Source organism: Williamsia deligens (assembly GCF_024171765.1).
GTDB lineage: Bacteria > Actinomycetota > Actinomycetes > Mycobacteriales > Mycobacteriaceae > Williamsia_A > Williamsia_A deligens.
In genome coordinates this window covers 2876455-2896388 of sequence record NZ_JAMTCI010000001.1, presented here as the reverse complement: position 1 = coordinate 2896388, position 19934 = coordinate 2876455, and the positions used below count along the sequence as shown (strand labels likewise).

Sequence of the window (19934 nt, the reverse complement as noted above, 5' to 3'; positions counted from 1 at the left end):
CTCGGACGCGGGCGACTCAGTGGTCGCGCAGCATCTCGACGAGCTCGTCCTTGTTCTTGTCGGAATAGCCGTGCAGGTCAAGCTCTTTGGCTCGATCCTTCAGCTCGTCGACCGTCCACTCCTCATAGGAGGGGGACTTTCCACCCTTGTGGCCGACCTCGGATCGGCCACGATTGGCCGCGGCGTTCGATATCCGCGCCGCCTTCTCCTTCGAGTTCCCCTCGTCACGGAGCTTCTCGTAGAGATCGGGATCCTTGAGCTGCGGCTGGTCGTCGTTCTTCTTCTCGGCCACGCGTGGCCCCCTTCGTCATGCGATGGCACACGGCATCTCGCAGGGTTCGTCAGGGCACAGCATCGCTTCTCGGCTGTACGTCCGACGCTACACTCGCCGCCCCTGGTGAGACGTGTTCTCGCTGGTACGGTCGAAGAGGTGAACCGATCGCGGATCGCCCGGTATTCCCCCGCCGCGCTGGCCGTGACGGTTGTGCTCGTCGTGGCGGCGTGTTCATCAGGACGATCCACCGACGCCTCGCCGTCGTCGACCTTGACGGGTCCCGTCGCCTCGTCCGCCCCCTCCGGCGCCGTGCGCGTCGACGAGATGATGACCGGTCTGGATCATCCGTGGGACGTCGTCCTGGACAGCGCGGGCAGCATTGTGACCGGAGAGCGGTCGGGTCGGATCATGGTGCGCCACAACGATGGTCGCGTCGATCAGGTCCGCGCGGACACCGGCGACGTGCGGGCTCGCGGCGAGGGCGGCCTGATGGGCCTCGCGCTGGCCCGCGACTTCGACACCAGCAGGTCGGTCTACACCTGCTTCGCGAGCACCGCCGGCGACGTGCGGGTCGTCCGGTGGACCGCGGCGCCCGACTGGACCTCGATGACCCGCGTGCAGGACGTGCTGACCGGGATCCCGTTGAGCGCGAGCGGGCGGCACAGCGGCTGCCGCATCCTCCCGGCGCCGGACGGCACCCTCTTCGTCTCCACCGGCGACACCGCGAATCCGACGGTGGCACAAGATCTCCGGTCACTCGGCGGAAAGGTGTTGCACGTCAACGGCGACGGGTCGGCGGCGGGCGGCACCATCCCCGGCACGCGGATCCACTCCTACGGCCATCGCAATCCCCAGGGGATGGCGTTCCTGCCCGGCACCGACCGTCTGTACACCACCGAACACGGGCCGACGACCGACGACGAGATGAATCTCGAGGCGGCGGGCGCGAACTACGGGTGGGATCCCGACACCGGTGACGGCAGCTACGACGAGAGCGTCCCGATGACCGACACCGGCAAGTTCCCGGATGCGCAGCGCGCGGTGTGGTCCTCGGGGAGCCCGACACTCGCTGTCGCCGACCTCGACGTCCTGGGGTCGTCGTGGAAGCAGTACTCCGGGATGGTCGTCGTCGCGGCGCTCAAGGCCCAGAGGCTGGTGCTGCTGCGGCTCTCCCCCGACGGACGGTCGACCACCGAGCGCGTGGACCTTCTCCAGGGCTCACAGGGACGGCTGCGGTCCGTCACGACCGCGCCCGACGGGTCACTCCTGGTGACCACCGACAACGGCGACGGCGCGGACAAGGTGCTCCGCGTCGGTCCCGCCTGAGGGGTCAGCCCCGCCTGAGCCGACCACGCCGGAACGCCCGGACGCGGGCGAACACCGATTCCACGGCGTCGAGATCGGCGACCTCGACGGCCTCGGCCGGCGGCCCCGGGGCTGTCTGCGCCGCGATGGCCTCGGACACCTGTTTCTCGCCGTAGAGGCCCATCATCACCTCGACAGCCCAACCCGGGTACTCGGCGAGCGGGATCTCCCGCTCCTTCCGTCGTGTTACGCGCACGTTACGAGAATGGCACGCAATCGCTCGTTCATCCAGCGTTCGGCCCAGGTCGTCGCAAATGTAGAGTGACGCGGGCCACATCCGGCGCCCTGTTCTGTCTCCGACCCACAGGAGTTGATCCGCCCGTGTCAGCCAACCGGGACCCGTCCGGCGACGTCCTCGACAACCCCCACATCGAGCTCGTCCGCACCGATCCCGACAAGCCCCCGGTCGCGATCATCGACCGGTCACCCATGACGGTCGGCAAGCGCCTCCTGTTCGCGGCGATCGGTCTCGTCGGTGCCGTCTCGTGGGCGGTCATCGCCATCGTCCGCGGCGAGTCGGTGAACGCCGTCTGGTTCGTCCTCGCCGCTCTGTGCACCTACGTCATCGCCTACCGCTTCTATGCGCGGCTGATCGAGACCAAGGTGATTGTCCCCCGGGACGACCACGCGACACCGGCCGAGGTGCTCGACAACGCCAAGGACTACATGCCGACCGACCGGCGGGTGCTGTTCGGTCACCACTTCGCCGCCATCGCCGGCGCGGGACCGCTCGTCGGACCCGTCCTCGCCGCCCAGATGGGATACCTCCCGGGGACCATCTGGATCATCATCGGCGTCGTGTTCGCCGGCGCGGTCCAGGACTATCTGGTCCTCGCCATCTCCACCCGCCGACGCGGACGCAGCCTGGGGCAGATGGCGCGCGACGAGCTCGGTGCCGTCGGCGGCGGCGCGGCCATCATCGCCGTGTTCGTCATCATGATCATCCTCATCGCGGTGCTCGGTCTGGTCGTCGTCAACGCCCTCGCCGAGAGCCCCTGGGGCGTCTTCTCCCTCGCCATGACGCTGCCGATCGCGGTGTTCATGGGCGTCTATCTCCGCTTCCTGCGTCCCGGGCGCATCTCCGAGGTGTCGGTGATCGGGTTCGTGCTCCTCGTGCTCGCGATCCTCTCCGGCGGCTGGGTCGCCGAGACCTCCTGGGGCGAGGACTGGTTCACGCTGTCGCCGGTCTTCCTGTCGTGGGCGATCATCGTCTACGGCTTCGCGGCAGCGGTCCTGCCGGTGTGGCTGGTCCTGGCGCCCCGCGACTACCTGTCGACGTTCATGAAGGTCGGCACCATCGTCCTGCTGGCCGTCGGCATCCTCGTCGCCCGGCCGGTCATGCAGGCGCCCGCCGTCAGCGAGTTCGCCCACACCGGACAGGGTCCCGCGTTCGCGGGCTCGCTGTTCCCGTTCCTGTTCATCACCATCGCCTGCGGTGCGCTGTCGGGGTTCCACGCCCTCATCGCCTCGGGCACGACCCCCAAGCTCCTCGAGAAGGAGGGCCAGGCGCGGGTCATCGGCTACGGCGGCATGCTCACCGAGTCGTTCGTGGCGATCATGGCGCTGATCACCGCCTGCATCCTCGACCAGCACCTCTACTTCGCGATGAACGCCCCCAAGGGCGTCACCGGCGGCACCGCCCAGAGCGCGGCCGAGTACACGAATTCCCTGGGCCTGCGCGGGGAGCCGGCGACCGCGGCTCAACTGCAGGCCTACGCCGCCGGGGTCGAGGAGAAGTCCCTGATCTCGAAGACCGGCGGCGCACCCACCCTGGCGATGGGGATGTCGGAGACGCTGCAACGCGCGTTCGGCGGGGATTCGCTGCGATCGTTCTGGTACCACTTCGCGATCATGTTCGAGGCGCTGTTCATCCTCACCACCGTCGATGCCGGCACTCGCGTGGCGCGGTTCATGCTGTCCGACGGGGTCAGCAACATCAAGGGCGCCAAGCGGTTCGCCGATCCGTCGTGGCGGGTGGGCGCCTGGATCTGCACGTTCGTGGTGGTGGCCGGATGGGGATCGATCCTCCTGATGGGTGTCACCGACCCGCTCGGCGGCATCAACACGCTCTTCCCGCTGTTCGGCATCGCCAACCAGCTGCTCGCCGCGATCGCGCTCACCGTCGTGCTCGTGGTGGTGATGAAGAAGGGCGGGTTCCGGTGGGCGTGGATCCCGGCCGTACCGCTGGTGTGGGATCTCGCGGTGACGATGACCGCGTCCTACCAGAAGATCTTCTCGTCGAACCCGGCCATCGGGTACTGGCAGCAGCACAGCGATTTCGTCGCCGCCCGGGACGCGGGGAAGACGTCGTTCAAGACGGCGAAGACCGCACAGGAGATCGACGCCGTCATCCGCAACACCCTCATCCAGGGGACCCTGTCGATCGTGTTCGCGGTACTCGTGCTCATCGTCGCGGCCGTCGGACTGTGGGTCTGCATCCGCGCGGTGCGGGCCGGCGGGTTGCCGACCACCGAGGTCGTGCCGGTGCCGTCGTCGCTGTTCGCCCCGAGCGGGCTCGTCACCACACCCGCCGAACGCGCTGTCGCCGAGCAGTGGCGGGAGTACGAGAAGACACGAGACGCCGTGCCGGTCGGTCGCACATGAGCGGGATCCTCGCCGGGCTCACCGCGATCCGACGCTACGTGGGGGATGTCATGGGCGACAGTCACTACGAGCGGTACGTCGCCCACCATCGCCGGCACCACCCCGGGACACCGCTGATGTCCGAGCGGGAATACTGGCGCGATCGTCACGCCGAGGCCGACGCGAACCCGGGGGCACGCTGCTGCTGACCTGCGGCTGACCGTCGTGTCCGAAACCCGCTGGTGGGTGTCGGCGCGGCCTGGCACCGTGGGGTCATGACCACCGCAGCGGCGCAGACGCCCGGACCGTCGCTCGACGCCGACGGGTACTTCCGGGCGCTCGCCGCCCGCGACCGCCGGTTCGACGGCCAGTTCTTCGTGACGGTGCGGTCGACCGGGATCTACTGCCGTCCCTCGTGTCCGGCGATCCGGCCACGTCGGGAGAACGTCGACTTCGTCCTCACCGCCGCCGCGGCGCAGCAGCGCGGATTCCGCGCGTGCAAGCGGTGCCTCCCCGACGCGGTGCCCGGATCGCCGCTGTGGGACGTCGGTTCCGACATCGCCTCGCGGGCCATGCGGCTCATCGGTGACGGCGTGGTCGACCGCGGCGGCGTCGACGGGCTGGCGCGGACACTGGGGTACTCACCGCGCCACCTGACCCGCATCCTCACCGACCACCTCGGTGCCGGACCACTCGCGCTCGCCCGGGCCAACCGGGCGACGACGGCGCGCGTGCTCATCCAGTGCACGGCGATGTCGATGTCCGACATCGCGTTCGCGGCCGGGTTCGCCAGCATCCGACAGTTCAACGACACGGTCCGCGAGGTGTTCGACGAGACACCGACCGGCCTGCGGCGTCGGGGCGCCGTGACCGGAGGCGCGGTCTCCCCCGGTGCCGCGGCGGTACGGCTCCGCCTCGGCGTGCGAGCGCCGTTCGCCGCGCCGTGGCTGGACTGGTTCATGGCCGGCCACGTCGTCGCTGGCCTCGAGCATCACGACGGCACCACCTTCCACCGTGCGATCGCGACCCCCCGGGGCCACTCCGTGCTGTCGGTGACGCTGCACGAGGACCACATCGACGCCACGGTGCGCACCGACGACCTGCGCGACCTCGGTTCCACGATCCACCGGGTGCGCCGGCTGTTCGACGCCGACGCCGACGCGCAGGGCGTGGACGACGCGCTGCGCGCGGATCCGCAGATCGGGCCGCTCGTCGACGAGTGGTCCGGGATCCGGGTGCCGGGTGCGCTCGACCCGTTCGAGACGCTGGTGCGCACGATGGTCGGTCAGCAGATCAGTCTCGCCGCCGCGCGGACCCATGTGGGTCGGCTCGTCACCACCCTCGGGGAACCTGTCGACGCGCCGTCGGACACCGGCGTGACCCACCTGTTCCCGACACCCGCGGCGATCGCCGAACACGGACCCGACGTGCTCCGCGGTCCCCGGCGCCGCGTGGCGGCCATCTGTGACGTCGCCCGTGCCGTCGACGAGGGCGAGGTGACCCTGCACCCGGGTATGACGTCCGACGACCTCCGCACGTCGCTGCTGGCCCGGCCCGGCATAGGCCGGTGGACCGCCGACTACGTGGTCATGCGCGTGCTGAGGGACCCCGACATCCTCCTCGACGGTGACCTGGTGCTGGCCCGGCATGCCTCCGCGCTCGGCATCGACCTGTCCGACTCGGGGCGGTGGTCGCCCTGGCGGTCGTACGTCTCGATGCACCTCTGGCGCCACGCCCTGGCGCCGTCGGTCCCACAGTTGCGATCCGCCGACGGAACCGTTCGGGGTCCGGCTGCGTCCGATGCAGTACAGGCCCGTCCACGTCAGGAGCTCACATGACCATCACCACCAGCGGGATCAGCGCCCGTACCACCGTTCTCGGCGCCCCCTTCACCGTGATCGCGGTCGACGACGTCGTCGTCGCGTCCGGGTGGACCGAGGACGTCGACGAACTGCTCGCGCTGGTGCACGCGCGACTGCGGCCCGACACGGTGACGGCCGGCGAGCTGCCCGCCGTCCTGGACGCGGTCCGCAGGTACGACGGCGGCGACCTGTCCGCCGTGGACGACATCCCGGTGCGGCAGCGCAGCGACGGCCGGTACCTGGAGACGGCGTGGACCGAACTCCGCCGCGTCGCCCCGGGACGGCCGCTGTCCTACCGCGACTTCGCGGCGCGCTTCGGCCAGGAGAACGGCGGGCGTGTCGGGGCACAGGCGTGCTCGAAGAACGCCGCCGCGCTGTTCGTCCCGTGCCACCGCATCCAACGATCCGACGGCTCCATGGGTGGCTTCCGCTACGGCATCGAGCTCAAGCAGCGCCTGCAGGCGCACGAGATCCACCACAGCATCCGCGCCGCCTGAGGCAGATCTGTCGGACCCCCGGGGCATGCTCGTCGACATGAGCACAACGGTCGTCGTGGGAGTGCTGGGCGTCCTGCTCGGCGTCGTCGTCGGGTGGCTCGTCCGGGGGCGGGCGGGCGGCGGCGACGTGCTGGGTCCTGTCCACGACACGCTGGACCGTCTCGCGGCGGAGATGCAGCGCGTCGAACGCGCCCGCATCAGCGCCGACGCCGGGCTCGCCCAGCAGCTCGACGGGATGCGCTCGGCCTCGAGCGAGCTCGGCGCGCAGGCGCGGCGCCTCGCGTCGGCGTTGCACACCCCCCACCTGCGGGGCCGATGGGGTGAGGTGCACCTGCGCGCCGCGGTCGAGGCCGCGGGCCTCAGCCGCCACTGCGACTTCACCCCGCAACAGCGCACCGCGTCGGGACAACGCCCCGACCTCGTGGTGCACCTGCCCGGAGGACACGACGTCGCCGTGGACGCGAAGGTCCCGCTGCACGCCTACCTCGATGCCGCGGCGACCGACGACCCCGAACTCGAGGCCGCGCTCATGGTCGACCACGCCCGCGCCCTCAAGGCGCACGTGGTGGCGCTGTCGTCGAAGAGTTACTGGCAGGAGATCCGTCGATCGCCGCAGTACGTCGTGCTGTTCGTCCCCAGCGACGCCATCCTCGAGGCGGCCTGTCGCGCCGATCCCGACCTGCTCGAGTTCGCGTTCGGCCGGGACATCGTCCCGGCGACGCCGTCGACCCTTATCGCCCTCCTCCGGACGGTGGCCCTCACCTGGCGCGAGGACGCGGTGGCGCGGGACGCCGAGGAGATCCACCGCCTCGGACGTGAACTGCACCACCGGGTCGCGACCATGGCCGACCACTTTCATCGCGTGGGGGTGAGTCTCGGATCGGCGGTCACGGCGTACAACTCGACCGTCGCCTCCATGCAGTCCAGGGTCCTGGTCACCGCTCGCGCACTCGGCGAGCTGGACGCGTACGCCGGTACGGAAGGTGTCGCACCCGACCGACCTGCACCCGTCGAGACCGCTGTGCGTGCCGTGACACCACCGATGTGACCCGCGACGGTGCACCGTCGAACACGGGACCACCCGGTACGGTCTAACCGTGTTCTCCGCCCCCCAGTCCCGCGCGGGCGTCCCGACAGGCCGTCAATCGGTCGTGCCGACGCTGCGCGGTGTGCCGTGGTGGGGTGCTGTGCTCATCGCCCTCGTACCTGCCGTGGTCGGCGCACTCATCGACGCCGGCGGAGCGGGTGACCTGTCGACCTGGTTCCGGGTCCTCTACTTCATCGGGTGTGTGGCCGCCGTTCTCGCCGTCCGCCGCAAGGCGTTGTTCACCGCGGTCACCCAGCCCCCGCTGGTGGCGTTCGGGGTCGCGCTCGTGGCGCTGTACGCACTCGAGGCCGACGCGAGCTCCGGTGTCAAAGGTCTGATCATCAACGTGATGCTGCCCATCGCGAAGACGTTCCCGCTGATGGCGTGGACGTTCGTCGTCGTCGGCGCCCTCGGGGCGGCGCGGTGGTTCCTGACGCGAGGATCGGAGTCGACGACCCCCCAGCGGTCGCGGCACCGGCCGTCGAACGACGCCCGTCGCACGGCCCGGTCCGCTGGCGGCCGAGACCGCAGTGCGGCGACCTCCCGCCGCGCGGAGAGTTCACGGCGTACCGGCACCTCACGCCGCACGGCCGAGGACGCGCCCCGCACCACGCGCCGCACACCCGACGACGCACCTCGCCCGACGCGCCGAACGCCCGAGGACACCCCACGACGTGCCGCAGCGGACGCGCCACGACGTCGCGGCGGGGACGCACCGGTCCGCCGCGCCGCCGACACCCCGCCGCCTCGCCGCTCCCCGGACGTACCGCCGCGCCGCGCACCCGCGCCCCGGCGCACCGAGGACACGCTGCGTTCCGGCGAACAGGATCGGATCCCCGGCCAGGCCCGCCCGTACCGCGCCGAGCCGCCGGTCGGACGCGGCGTACCGGGCGGGGCGCACCGCGACGGTCTCGACGTCCCCCCGGTGGATCGCCGATCGGGGGCGGCCTCCGCACCCCGCGCGCGGTACCGCGGCGTCAACCCCTGAGCAGGTCGTCGCGCACGCTGCGCGCCGCCTCCCCCAGCGCCCGCCCGTAGCTCGGTCCGTGACCGGCGGCGTGCACCGCCAACGGGTGCAGCTGATGCAGGGCGATCCGGTTCCGCCATCCCTCGCGCAGCGGCGACTGCTCCTCGTAGCCGAGGATGACGTCGTCGAGGAGGGGACACCCGAACAGCGCGAGCATGGCCAGGTCCGTCTCCCGGTGGCCACCGTGTGCGGCCGGGTCGATCATCACGACCCCGTCGGGCGTCCACAGGACGTTCCCGTTCCACAGGTCGCCGTGCAGCCGAGCGGGGGTCTCACCGTCGTCGAGGGCGCCCTCGGCGACAGCACCGCACACCTCCCGCACCACCTCCTCGTCGGCGGACGTGAGGGTGCCCGCGCGGACCGCGACATCGACGAAGGGTTGCACGCGCTGCCGCACGTAGAACCGTCCCCAACTCGTCGTGGGCACACAGGTCTGCTCACGGCTGCCGATGAACGTCGGGCCGGTGTACCCGTCCGGTGGCGCGCCGAACGCGTCCGCACCGGCTGCGTGCATGCGGGCCAGCGCCGCACCGAAACGCCGCGCGGAGCTCGTGTCCGGCCTCGCGGACGCGAGTCTCACCAGCTCGATGTGGTCCTCGCCGACATCGATCACCTCGACGACAGGCGCTCCCGCGTCCGCCAGCCACCGCAGGCCGGCGGCCTCCGCGGCGAAGAATCCCGCCGGCGCACCCGGACGTGACTTGCGATGGACTTCGGGCGGTCTCGCCACGGTCGGACCCTTCTTGCGCTGACGGGTGAGCTGTCACGTCGCTACCATGAGGCGATGCGTCCTCTGCAGAAGACCATCATCGCCGAACTCGACGTGGCTCCCGAGATCGACCCCGCCGCCGAGGTGCGCCGTCGGGTCGACTTCCTCAAGGACTACCTCCGTGCGACCGGTGCGGCCGGGCTCGTCCTCGGCATCAGCGGTGGCCAGGACAGCACCCTCGCCGGATACCTGTGTCAGCAGGCGGTGAACGAATTGCGTTCCGACGGAGTCGATTCGCAGTTCATCGCGGTTCGTCTCCCCTACGGCACCCAGGCCGACGAGGACGACGCCCAGACCGCCCTGACCTTCATCGGCGCCGACCGGTCGGTGGTGACCAACGCCAAGCCCGGCGTCGACGCGACCGTCGGCACGGTCGGCGACGCACTCGGTGAGCGGCCCAGCGACTTCGTCCGCGGCAATGTCAAGGCGCGCCAGCGCATGATCCTCCAGTACGCCATCGCCGGGCAGGAACAGATGCTGGTGGTCGGCACCGACCACGCCGCCGAGGCCGTCACCGGCTTCTTCACCAAATACGGCGACGGCGGGGTCGACCTCACCCCGCTGACCGGGCTCACCAAGCGTCAGGGTGCGCAGATCCTGCGCCACCTCGATGCGCCGGAGTCGTTGAGCTCCAAGGTGCCCACCGCCGATCTCGAGGACGACCGTCCGGCACTTCCCGACGAGGAGGCGCTCGGCGTCACCTACGCCCAGATCGACACCTACCTGGAGGGTGGCGACGTCGAGGACGAGGCCGCCGAGCAGATCGAGACGCTGTTCCACCGGACCCGGCACAAGCGGACCGTGCCGGTCACCCCGTTCGACGACTGGTGGCGCGACTGATCTCCGCGAGGCGATCGAAGCGGTCGTTGGCGATCCGCATGACGATCTCGTAGGGCAGGGCGAACTTCCGCGCGAACCAGTACGCGACCCGGATGTCGGCGGAGGAGTAGACGAGGTAGCGGTTGCGCCGGATGCCGTCGAGGATGGCATCGGCCACCGTCTCCGGTGAGACCGCACGCGCTTCGAACTGCGCGATCGCCTTGCGCACCACCGGGTGGTCGCGGTCGATGCCGGCGATGTCGACGGTGCCGACGAGCGGGGTGGCGACAGCGCCCGGCACCACCAGGGACACACCGATCCGGTGTCGACGCAGGTCGAACCGGAGTACCTCCGAGACGCCGCGGATCCCGAACTTGCTCGCGCTGTAGGCCGCATGCCACGGCAGCGCCAGCAGTCCCGCCGCCGACGAGACGTTGACGAGGTGTCCGCCGCCACCCCGCTCGACGATCGGCGGGACGAAGGCCTCGATCACGTGGATGGGTCCCATGAGGTTCACCTCGACCATGCGTCGCCAGGTGTCGTGGGTCAGGTTCTCGACCGTCCCCCACGCCGACACACCGGCGACGTTGCAGACGACGTCGATCACGCCGTGGGCGGCGATGAGCCGCGTCGCGAGCCCGTCGACCCACTCGTGATCGGTGATGTCGCCTGCGGAGGCGTCGAGGACGTGCCCGTCCGCCGCAGCGATGATGCGCTCCGTCTCGGCGAGACCGTCACCGTCGATGTCGGTGATGGCGACATGGGCACCGGCGCGGGCCGCGGCGACCGCCAGCGCCCGACCGATACCGCCCGCCGCGCCCGTGACGAACATCGATCGTCCGGACATCTCGGGGACGGGCGGTCGCATGAGCAGCAGATCGCGCACACCCATGTGGCCGGTCCCCTCGTGATCGACGCGCGCCGGTCGGTTGCCGGAGCGGGCACTCAGATGGGCAGTTTGCCACCGAATGCGGTGTAGACCACCGAGAGGAGCGATTTCAACAGGTCGGAGGCGGCGTCGGAGCCCTGCCCCTGGATGAGCGCGGCGATCGCCGACGGGTCCTTCGACGACGCGATCTGGGTGATGAGCGGCAGCAGCGACTGGATCCCCGACAGGTCGAGACCGGTGGACGGCGTCGTGCTCTGCGGGGCCTCCGACGACGGGGCGTTCTGGCTGCCCTGCGGCAGGCTCGGGGTCAGCGCGGTCGACGCGGGCGTCGCCATCAGGTACTTCACGATGCCGTCGATCAGCGCGACGGCGTACTTGACCTGCCCGCCCTTGCTCGCGAGCTGGTCGGCCTCGGCGGGGTTGGAGAGGTTGCCCATCTCGACGAACACCTCGGGCACGCGGGTCAGGTTGACCGCGGCGATGTCGGCGCGCGTCTGGAGGCCGTCCACCACCCCCGCGTAGTTGGCGGGCGGGAAGCCCGCGGCCTTGAACGAGTCGCGCATCTGGTTCGACGCCGCCTTGCCCGTCGTCGACGCGGCGCGTTGGACGGCGACGTCGGGCACCGGCAGCTGCGGGACGATGACGTGGAAACCCTTCTTGCCCGGGTCCGCGGTGGCCGACGTCGAGTCCGCGTGCACGCTCACCGCGATGTCGGCCTTGGAGGCGTTGGCCGCCGCGGCGCGCTCGTCGACGCATCCGCCCCAGCCGGTGTCGTCGGGCCGACTGAGCACGACCCTGGCGCCCTGGCTCTCGAGCCCGGCCTTGACCAGCTGCACGACGTCCCAGTTGACGGTGTGCTCTGCAGCCTTGTTCACGCCGGTCGCCCCGGTGGTCTGGCAGTCCTTCATCGCGCCGCGACCGTTCGGGACCTGCTTGCGCAGGTCGTGCCCGGCCGCCGATCCCTGGTGTCCGGGGTCGAGGAAGACGGTGCGACCCTTCAGCGCATCCTTCTGCTCGGGGGCAGGAGCGGGCGCGGGGGCCGGGGCCGCGGGTGCGGCCGACACCGCGGGCACGGTGAGGACGCCGGCCGCGATCACGACCGCGGCGGCCCCGGCGATCGCCGAGACGGTCCGGGAACGGAAGCGTGTGCTGGTCATCGCATCTCTCTCCACACTGGCGGGAACTCGAACACGGGCATACAGGTGAACCACAGGGTTCACTGCAACCACAACTGTCACACGAGTAACGGCAGAGCGCAAAAAGTTCGTCGACACGCCGAAGCGAAGATTGACGATGGCGGCATGTCGTGTCCGGTCCGTGACCGTCGGGTGATCGGACCGTGCCCGTCGGAGAGGTGTCAGCCCGTCGGACGGGGCCGACGGATCCGGATCGGACCGCGCGCGGTGGACGGGTCCACCACCACCCCGCGCTGGGTGATCTCCACGTCGCCCGACTCCACGAGATCTCGCGCGGCCGATCGCACGGGGTCCATCAGTGGTCGCCAGTCGTCGGGTCGCAGTCGGCGGGCGACGTCCGACGGACAGATCGACGACGTCGCCGCACGCCGGGCGAGCAGGTCGAGGACGGCGGCGCGCAACTCCGCGGCGGACGGTGTCGGCGATGTCGTCATGTCTGTGCCCCTGCCCGTCGCGGTGTCGGCGTCCGGAGGTGTCTCGTGACGCCGAGTGCTGCCTGCGCGTCGACGGTCTCGTCGGTTCGCGTTTCCAGCTCCTGCAACGTCGCACGCACCGTCGGGGCATCCATCCCGGCACCGATGGCGACGAGATCGCTCTGTCGGACGGACCTCTGCGCCGACGCGCGGCGACCCGGCGCCGTCGTGACGTCGAGCAGTCCACCCACAGCGTGCACGACGAGTCGATGCCGATCGGCGCCGGCGAGCTCGACCACACCCTTGATCCGGTAGACCCCGGCGGGTGGGCGTTCGAGGAACGCCGCCAGTCGCCGCGGGTGCAGCGGGCGATCGGCCGTCACCGACAGCGACTCGTACCGCGTGTGGGCGTGGTGGTGGTCGTCGTGACCTGTCTCGTCGTCACCGGCGACGAGCAGGTCGGCGAGCTCGAGCTGTCGGGGGCCGGTGTCCCGGTCGTCGGGGATGTCGAGGAGGAGTCCCGGATCGACCGCCCCGTCCACCGTGGCGACGACGGCCGCTGTCGGGTTCAGCGCCCGGACCCCGTCGAGGACGCGGTCGCGGGTTCGGGCGTCCACACGATCGACCTTGTTGACCACGAGGAGATCCGCGAGCGCGATGTGGCGGTCGATCTCGGGGTTGTCCGGTCGCAACGCGTCGAGGTTCTCCGCGTCGACGAGATAGACGAGACCGCCGTATCCGATACGCGGATCGGCGGTCGCGATCACCATCCGGGCGACGGCCGCGGGCTCGGCCAGCCCGCTGGTCTCGACGAGCACGGCATCCAGACCCGCGGCCGGCGCGACCAGTCCACCGAGCACCTCGCCGAGGGTGTCGGCGTCGGCGGTGCAGCAGATGCACCCGTTGCCCAGACGCACGGCGCCGTCGACCGCGCCGGCGACCAGCAACGCATCGATCGACACGTCACCGAAGTCGTTGACCACCACCCCGATCCGCGCACCGGATCGCGATCGCAGCAGGTGGTTGACCATCGTGGTCTTGCCCGCGCCGAGGAAACCGGACACCACGATGACCGGTACCGCGCGCCTCACCGCTGCCCCGCACAGGTGGGGCACAGCACGGCGAGGTCGCGGGGGTCGTCGTCGGGGAGGTCGACGACGTGGTCGGTCGGGGTCCCGCACGTCTCGCACATCGCGATGACCGCGGCGTCGTCGGAGAACCGCGTGCGCATGCGGCGGTCGAACACGTACATCGAGCCCTCCCACAGACCCCGGTCGCCGAAACGTTCTCCGTACCGGGCGATCCCGCCGTCGAGCTGGTGGACATCGGTGAAGCCCCGCTGCACCAGCAGCGCGCTGAGCACCTCGCACCGCACACCGCCGGTGCAGTAGGTCACGACGGTGCGCTCACGCAGATGGTCGAACTCACCGGCGTCGACCATCGCGGCGAGGTCGGTGGTGACCCGCGCCGGTGGTGTGATCGCTCCGCGGAAGCGACCGATCCGGGACTCGATCTCGTTGCGGCCGTCGAGGAAGACGACGTCGTCACCGCGGGAGTCGACGAGTGCGTGCAGACCGTCCGGGTCCAGGCGATGCCCTCCCCCGACCACGCCGTCCTGGTCGACGACGATGTCGGGGCGACCGAACGTGACGATCTCCGGGCGTACGCGCACCGACAGCCGCGGGAAGTCGTAGGCTCCACCGTCGGACCACTTCACGTCGGCGCGCGCGAACGGTGGGTACTCCCGCGTGCGACGCACATACCGCTTCACCGCACGGATCTCGCCGCCCACCGTGGCGTTGATGCCGTGGGACGCCACGACGACCCGCCCTCGCAGCCCGAGGGATTCGGCGAGCGTGAGCTGCCACAGACGGACTGCCTCCGGGTCCGGCAGCGGCACGAAGACGTAGAAGAGAACGATCTTCGACTGCGACACCTGTCCCAGGATACGAACCGTCGTCGGCACTAAGCTCGCCGACATGACTCAACCGCCGTATGGACACCATCCCCCGTACGGGTCACCGCAGCCCCCGCACGGATCCCCACCGCCGTATGCCTACCCGATGGTGCGGCAGACGAACGGCAAGGCGATCGGGGCACTGGTGTGCGGCATCGCCGGATTGGTGACATGCCTGCTGTTCGTGGGCATCCCGGCCGTGGTGCTGGGCAACCTGGCGATCGCCGAGATCGACGAGTCGAACGGACTGCAGGACGGGCGTCAGATGGCTGTCGCCGGCCGCATCCTCGGATGGGTCGCCATCGGCCTGATGATCCTCGGCCTCGTGGCCGCCCTGTTGCTGCTGATCATCGCCGCGGCGAAGACCAACTGAGGCCTCCGGTCCGCGACGGGTCGACGGATCAGGCTGTGCGCGACCGGTCCGACGACTGACGACGGGGACGACCGGGGGCGCCGGCTGCCGGTGCGGCGCCGTGTCCGCGAGACCGCTGCGATCCACCGGAACGACCGGCGCCGCCACCGTGGGCACCGGCGCGCGCCGGGGTACCCGCGCCACCGCGCGCGCCCCGTCGACGACCGGAGCCGCTGCGGGCACCCGTCGATGCCGGACGCTGCGACTGCGTCTGGGTGACCGGCGGCGGGGACACACGCTCGGCCTGCTCGCCGACGAGGTCGGCCAATGCGTCCGAGGACACGGTGACCGGCGTGATGTCGACGCGGATACCGGCGCGACGCAGCAGCTTGGTGAGGTCGCCGCGCTGCTCGGGCAGCGTGATCGTGACGACGTCGCCCGAGTTGCCGGCGCGTGCCGTGCGACCGGAACGGTGCAGGTATGCCTTGTGCTCGGCCGGCGGGTCGACGTGGATCACGAGCTCGACGTCGTCGACGTGCACGCCGCGTGCGGCGACATCGGTGGCGACCAGGACGCGCACCGTCCCCTCGCCGAACGCGGCGAGGTTGCGGTCACGGGCGGCCTGCGAGAGGTTGCCGTGCAGGTCGACGGCGGGGATACCCGACGCCGTCAGCTTCTTGGCGAGCTTCTTGGCCTGGTGCTTGGTCCGCATGAACAGGATGCGGCGCCCGGTGCCACCGGCGAGCTTCTCCACCACGTCGGTCTTGCTCGTCGGGTCGGACACCTGGAACACGTGGTGGGTCATCGCCGCCACCGGCGAATGCGCCTCGTCGACGGAATGCAGGACCGGCTGGTCGAGGAACTTCTTGACCAGAGCGTCCACGCCGTTGTCGAGGGTGGCCGAGAACAGCAGACGCTGTCCGCCCCGGGGCGTGCGGCTCAGGATGCGCGTCACGACGGGCAGGAAGCCGAGGTCGGCCATGTGGTCGGCCTCGTCGATGACGGTCACCTCGATCTCGTCGAGGGTGAGATGGCCCTGCTTCATCAGGTCCTCGAGACGACCCGGGCAGGCGACGACGATGTCGACGCCGCCCTGGAGCGCGTCGACCTGACGCTTCTGGTTGACGCCACCGAAGATGGTCGTGGTCCGCAGGCCGACCGATGCAGCCAGCGGCTCGATGACCACCGAGATCTGGGTGGCCAGCTCACGCGTCGGCGCCAACACCAGCGCACGCGGGCGTCCGCGACGGCGTGTGGGGCCCGATCCGGCGGCCGAGATCCGGGCGACGAGAGGGATGGCGAAGGCGAGGGTCTTGCCCGAGCCCGTCTTGCCGCGGCCGAGGACGTCGCGCCCCGACAGGGAGTCGGGAAGGGTGTCGGCCTGGATGGGGAACGCCTCGGTCTTGCCGTCCGCGGCGAGCGCGTCGACGAGTGGTGTGGGCACACCGAGGGCAGCGAAATCTGTCGTCATGATGAGGAAGCCTTTCCGGCGCGCCACCGATGACGCGCATCGCCCGGCACAGACGGCGGGCGGAGATGATGATCCGAGCCTACGCGAGATCGGGTCGATCGGGCGCGCCGGTGACAGTCGCGTGCGACACACCGGTCACAGCCAGAATGCGCACAGGCGGACACTCCATCATCGACATGTCCATTTCTCGTACGATTGTTGCGACGCACGCCTGATATTTCTCGCACATTTTCTCGCGACACGGACATGCCCATTCTCGTGCATCATTGCTCGTTTCTTCACCGTCATCTAATCTTTTGTCGCAAGCACTCCAGAACTGTTCAGAGAGGTTCACCCCGGGCATGGCCAAAAAGCAGATCGTGCAATTCATCGACGACATCGACGGAAAGGTTCTCGACGAGTTCGAAACCGTCCGTTGGTCTCTCGACGGTCGGCAGTACGAGTTCGACACCTCGCCCAAGCACGCTCAGCAATTCCGTGACTCGCTGACGAAGTACGTCGAGGCATCACGGGCGGTGGCCGGTCGGCGCGGTGCGCGACGCGCAACGCCGGCATCCGGTGGCGGGACACGCTCCAAAGAGCAGACCCAGGCGATCCGCGACTGGGCGAACAGCAACGGTTTCGAGGTCAGCAACCGCGGCCGTATCCCGATCGAGGCCGTGGAGGCATTCGAAGCGGCGCACTGAGGGTCGACCCGCCCGGACGAAGGGCGACCCCACAGACGACGACGGCCGGCCCTCGAAGAGGACCGGCCGTCGTCGTGTTCTGTGGAGCTAAGGGGACTCGAACCCCTGACCCCCACACTGCCAGTGTGGTGCGCTACCAGCTGCGCCATAGCCCCGTGGTGCTCGTGCCGCCTCGCGGCGACCCGATCGAAATTACACCACCGCTCTCACGGCGACCAAATCCCCGTCAGCTCGACGAATCGTCGGCCAGCAACGTGGTCAACCAGCCCGGACCGTTGAGCACGCCCTCGACGGGCTTGCCCTCGCTGAGCACCGTCGGCGTCCCCGCGTTGCCGCCGAGTGCCTTGCTGAGCTGCGTCAACGACTGCTGCGCGTCGGCCTTCGCGGCGTCGACCCGAGCGCCCGAGGAGATGCACTGCTGGGTCTGCTCCGAGGCCCCGACCGACTTCGCCGACGCGGCGAGCTCGGCGTTGGTGGGGTCGTCGCCGCCCTCGGCGGGCTGATCGGTGAAGAGCTTCGTGTGGTACTTCAGGAACTGATCGCTCCCGCCCGCCTGCGCCACGCAGAGGGCGGCACCGGCGGCCCGGGACGAGTAGTCGCCCGAGCCCGAGTTGCGGTCGAGGAAGTTCAGGATGTGGTAGCGGACGCGCAGCTTGCCGGCGTCGGCGGCGTTGACCATCGCCTGGCCCGACGACTGCTCGAACTGCTTGCAGTACGGGCACTGGAAGTCTTCGAACACGTCGATCGTGTGCGGGGCGTCGGCCTTGCCGATGATGAGGCTCGCGTTCTGGGCGAGCACAGCCTGGTCGGCGCTCCCCTTGTCGCGCTGGCTGTTCCAGATGATCCCGCCGATCACGACGACGGCGATCACCACGACGGCGACGCCGCCGAGCAGGTAGGTCGCTCGGCTCGAGGTGCGGCTGGGCTGGTACTTCGCGCTCACGCGGGGACGTCGGGAATCGCTCACGCCCGATACGGTAACCCCGGCATGCTGAGAACGTCCTGAGGGTCGTTCGACCGCGGATCAGTCGGCGAGGACGCCGTCGACCAGTGCCTGTGCCTCGTCCTGGACCTGTGCGAGATGCTCCGGGCCGTTCATCGACTCGGCGTAGATCTTGTAGAGGTTTTCGGTGCCCGACGGGCGGGCCGCGAACCACGCGTTGTCGGTGACGACCTTGAGACCGCCGATCGGCGCCCCGTTGCCCGGGGCCTCCGTCAGCACGGCGGTGATCGGCTCGCCCGCGAGCGTCGTCGCGGAGACCGACGACGCCGAGAGTCCCGCCAGCACCGCCTTCTGCTCCCGTGTCGCCGGTGCGTCCCGCCGCGCGTAGGTGGGGTCACCGAATCGCTCGACGAGGTCGGCGTAGTGCTGCGACGGCGACCGGCCCGTCACGGCCAGGATCTCCGACGCGAGCAGCGCCATGATGATGCCGTCCTTGTCGGTGGACCACACCGAGCCGTCCCGCTGCAGGAACGACGCCCCGGCGCTCTCCTCGCCGCCGAACGCGATCTCGCCGGAGAGCAGGCCGGGCACGAACCACTTGAAGCCGACCGGTACCTCGACGAGGCGTCGGCCCAGGGCGCCGACGACCCGATCGATGATCGACGAGCTCACCAGCGTCTTGCCGACCGATGCGGATTCCCCCCACCCCGGTCGATGGGTGAACAGGTAGTCGATCGCGACCGCAAGGAAGTGGTTGGGGTTCATCAGCCCGGCGTCGGGGGTGACGATGCCGTGCCGGTCGGCGTCGGCGTCGTTGCCGGTCGCGATGTCGTAGGAGTCCCGGGCGGCGATGAGCGAGGCCATCGCGTTCGGCGACGAGCAGTCCATCCGGATCTTGCCGTCGGTGTCGAGAGTCATGAACCCGAACTGCGGGTCGACGGTCGGGTTGACGACGGTCAGCTGCGACAGGCTGTACATGAAGCCGATCTCGGCCCAGTAGCCCACCGACGCCCCGCCGAGCGGGTCGGCGCCGATGCGCACCCCGGCCGAGCGGATGGCCTCCATGTCGACCACCGACGACAGGCTGTCGACGTAGGTGGTGCTGAACGGGTAGCGGATCACCAGCTCGTCGGCGACGGCCCGCTCGAACGGCACCCGCGCGACCGACCCCACACCGGACCGCAGCAACTCGTTGGCCCGCGTCGCGACCGCGGCGGTGATGTCGGAGCCGGCGGGTCCGCCGTCGGGCGGGTTGTACTTGAAGCCACCGTCGCGCGGCGGGTTGTGCGACGGCGTCACGACGATGCCGTCGGCCCGGGCCGTCCGGCCGGCGTCGGAGGCGTTGTGGACCAGGATCGCATGGCTGACAGCGGGTGTCGGGGTGTGACGCTCGAGTTCGTCGATGGCCACGGTCACCCCCGCCGCGACGAGGACCTCGATGGCGGTGCGCCAGGCCGGTCGGGACAGGGCGTGGGTGTCGAAACCGATGAAGAGCGGTCCGGTGATGCCCGCGGCCCGCCGATGTTCGACGATCGCGGCCGTGGTCGCGATGATGTGGGACTCGGTGAAGGCGCCGTCGAGGCTGGATCCGCGGTGGCCCGATGTGCCGAACACGACCTGCTGGACGGGGTCGTCGGGATCGGGGACTGTGGAGTAGTACGCATCTTCGAGGGCCGTGAGGTCGACGAGATCCTCGGGGAGTGCCGGTAGTCCGGCCCGTGCGTGCGCCACCGGTGGGATTCTG

Annotated in this window: 21 protein-coding genes and 1 tRNA gene; 10 read left to right on the top strand and 12 right to left on the bottom strand. The window is 70.2% G+C overall.

Going from position 1 to position 19934, the window contains the following annotated elements:
• Positions 1-16: 16 nt before the first annotated feature.
• Positions 17-292, bottom strand: a complete 276-nt coding sequence (locus LX14_RS13340) for a DUF7218 family protein (RefSeq protein ID WP_253647654.1) — start codon at positions 290-292, stop codon at positions 17-19.
• A gap of 138 nt (positions 293-430) precedes the next feature.
• On the opposite strand from LX14_RS13340, the gene LX14_RS13335 reads away from it, so the two are divergent.
• Entirely contained in the window at positions 431-1600 is a 1170-nt protein-coding gene (locus tag LX14_RS13335) for a PQQ-dependent sugar dehydrogenase (RefSeq protein WP_253647653.1), read from the top strand.
• A gap of 4 nt (positions 1601-1604) precedes the next feature.
• Here LX14_RS13335 and LX14_RS13330 read toward each other — a convergent pair whose 3' ends face one another.
• Entirely contained in the window at positions 1605-1835 is a 231-nt protein-coding gene (locus LX14_RS13330; protein ID WP_253647652.1) for a hypothetical protein, read from the bottom strand.
• A 125-nt stretch (positions 1836-1960) separates the two neighbouring features.
• On the opposite strand from LX14_RS13330, the gene LX14_RS13325 reads away from it, so the two are divergent.
• The 6 genes from LX14_RS13325 to LX14_RS13300 all read left to right on the top strand — a co-directional run bounded on the left by LX14_RS13325 (position 1961) and on the right by LX14_RS13300 (position 8656).
• Positions 1961-4243 carry a carbon starvation CstA family protein gene (locus LX14_RS13325; RefSeq protein WP_253647651.1) on the top strand — a complete coding sequence of 761 codons (2283 nt, stop codon included), beginning with the start codon at positions 1961-1963 and terminating at the stop codon, positions 4241-4243.
• Complete coding sequence (locus LX14_RS13320) at positions 4240-4431, top strand: YbdD/YjiX family protein (RefSeq protein ID WP_253647650.1); 192 nt, start codon at positions 4240-4242, stop codon at positions 4429-4431. The genes LX14_RS13325 and LX14_RS13320 overlap by 4 nt, the downstream gene beginning before the upstream one ends.
• Positions 4432-4497: 66 nt before the next feature.
• Positions 4498-6060: an Ada metal-binding domain-containing protein gene (locus LX14_RS13315; protein WP_253647649.1), complete on the top strand. Its 1563-nt coding sequence runs from the start codon at positions 4498-4500 to the stop codon at positions 6058-6060.
• Positions 6057-6581 (top strand): methylated-DNA--[protein]-cysteine S-methyltransferase, encoded by a 525-nt coding sequence (locus LX14_RS13310; RefSeq protein WP_253647648.1) that lies wholly within the window; start codon positions 6057-6059, stop codon positions 6579-6581. Before LX14_RS13315 ends, LX14_RS13310 begins: the two co-directional genes overlap by 4 nt.
• Positions 6582-6618: 37 nt before the next feature.
• The gene (locus LX14_RS13305) at positions 6619-7629 is read left to right on the top strand and encodes a DNA recombination protein RmuC (RefSeq protein WP_253647647.1); all 1011 of its coding nucleotides are present in this window, start codon (positions 6619-6621) and stop codon (positions 7627-7629) included.
• Between the two features lie 49 nt (positions 7630-7678).
• Positions 7679-8656: a DUF6542 domain-containing protein gene (locus tag LX14_RS13300; protein ID WP_253647646.1), complete on the top strand. Its 978-nt coding sequence runs from the start codon at positions 7679-7681 to the stop codon at positions 8654-8656.
• Here LX14_RS13300 and LX14_RS13295 read toward each other — a convergent pair.
• Complete coding sequence (locus LX14_RS13295; protein ID WP_253647645.1) at positions 8646-9425, bottom strand: fructosamine kinase family protein; 780 nt, start codon at positions 9423-9425, stop codon at positions 8646-8648. The genes LX14_RS13300 and LX14_RS13295 overlap by 11 nt on opposite strands.
• Positions 9426-9479: 54 nt before the next feature.
• Here LX14_RS13295 and nadE point away from each other — a divergent pair, with 54 nt between their 5' ends.
• Positions 9480-10304 carry an NAD(+) synthase gene (gene nadE, locus LX14_RS13290; protein WP_253647644.1) on the top strand — a complete coding sequence of 275 codons (825 nt, stop codon included), beginning with the start codon at positions 9480-9482 and terminating at the stop codon, positions 10302-10304.
• Here the strand turns inward: nadE and LX14_RS13285 are convergent.
• The 5 genes from LX14_RS13285 to trhO all read right to left on the bottom strand — a co-directional run bounded on the left by LX14_RS13285 (position 10273) and on the right by trhO (position 14717).
• Positions 10273-11175 carry an SDR family oxidoreductase gene (locus LX14_RS13285; protein ID WP_253647643.1) on the bottom strand — a complete coding sequence of 301 codons (903 nt, stop codon included), beginning with the start codon at positions 11173-11175 and terminating at the stop codon, positions 10273-10275. The two genes, nadE and LX14_RS13285, sit on opposite strands and share 32 nt — an antisense overlap.
• Before the next feature lie 53 nt (positions 11176-11228).
• The gene (locus LX14_RS13280; protein ID WP_253647642.1) at positions 11229-12329 is read right to left on the bottom strand and encodes an N-acetylmuramoyl-L-alanine amidase; all 1101 of its coding nucleotides are present in this window, start codon (positions 12327-12329) and stop codon (positions 11229-11231) included.
• Positions 12330-12529: 200 nt separating this feature from the next.
• Positions 12530-12802 (bottom strand): DUF3253 domain-containing protein, encoded by a 273-nt coding sequence (locus tag LX14_RS13275; protein WP_253647641.1) that lies wholly within the window; start codon positions 12800-12802, stop codon positions 12530-12532.
• Entirely contained in the window at positions 12799-13872 is a 1074-nt protein-coding gene (locus LX14_RS13270) for a CobW family GTP-binding protein (protein ID WP_253647640.1), read from the bottom strand. Before LX14_RS13270 ends, LX14_RS13275 begins: the two co-directional genes overlap by 4 nt.
• Entirely contained in the window at positions 13869-14717 is an 849-nt protein-coding gene (gene trhO / locus LX14_RS13265; RefSeq protein WP_253647639.1) for an oxygen-dependent tRNA uridine(34) hydroxylase TrhO, read from the bottom strand. Before trhO ends, LX14_RS13270 begins: the two co-directional genes overlap by 4 nt.
• A gap of 43 nt (positions 14718-14760) precedes the next feature.
• On the opposite strand from trhO, the gene LX14_RS13260 reads away from it, so the two are divergent.
• Complete coding sequence (locus LX14_RS13260) at positions 14761-15111, top strand: DUF4190 domain-containing protein (protein WP_253647638.1); 351 nt, start codon at positions 14761-14763, stop codon at positions 15109-15111.
• Positions 15112-15139: 28 nt separating this feature from the next.
• Here the strand turns inward: LX14_RS13260 and LX14_RS13255 are convergent, their stop codons facing one another.
• Positions 15140-16561: a DEAD/DEAH box helicase gene (locus tag LX14_RS13255; protein ID WP_253647637.1), complete on the bottom strand. Its 1422-nt coding sequence runs from the start codon at positions 16559-16561 to the stop codon at positions 15140-15142.
• A 341-nt stretch (positions 16562-16902) separates the two neighbouring features.
• On the opposite strand from LX14_RS13255, the gene LX14_RS13250 reads away from it, so the two are divergent.
• Positions 16903-17247, top strand: a complete 345-nt coding sequence (locus LX14_RS13250; RefSeq protein ID WP_253648016.1) for a histone-like nucleoid-structuring protein Lsr2 — start codon at positions 16903-16905, stop codon at positions 17245-17247.
• An 82-nt stretch (positions 17248-17329) separates the two neighbouring features.
• On the opposite strand, the gene LX14_RS13245 is transcribed toward LX14_RS13250, so the two are convergent.
• From LX14_RS13245 to pgm, 3 genes are all read right to left on the bottom strand, one after another.
• A tRNA-Ala gene (locus tag LX14_RS13245) sits at positions 17330-17402 on the bottom strand.
• Between the two features lie 71 nt (positions 17403-17473).
• A complete protein-coding gene (locus tag LX14_RS13240) occupies positions 17474-18214 on the bottom strand; it encodes a DsbA family protein (protein WP_253647636.1) in 741 nt (246 codons plus the stop codon).
• Between the two features lie 57 nt (positions 18215-18271).
• Positions 18272-19921: a phosphoglucomutase (alpha-D-glucose-1,6-bisphosphate-dependent) gene (gene pgm, locus LX14_RS13235; protein WP_253647635.1), complete on the bottom strand. Its 1650-nt coding sequence runs from the start codon at positions 19919-19921 to the stop codon at positions 18272-18274.
• Positions 19922-19934 lie beyond the last annotated feature (13 nt).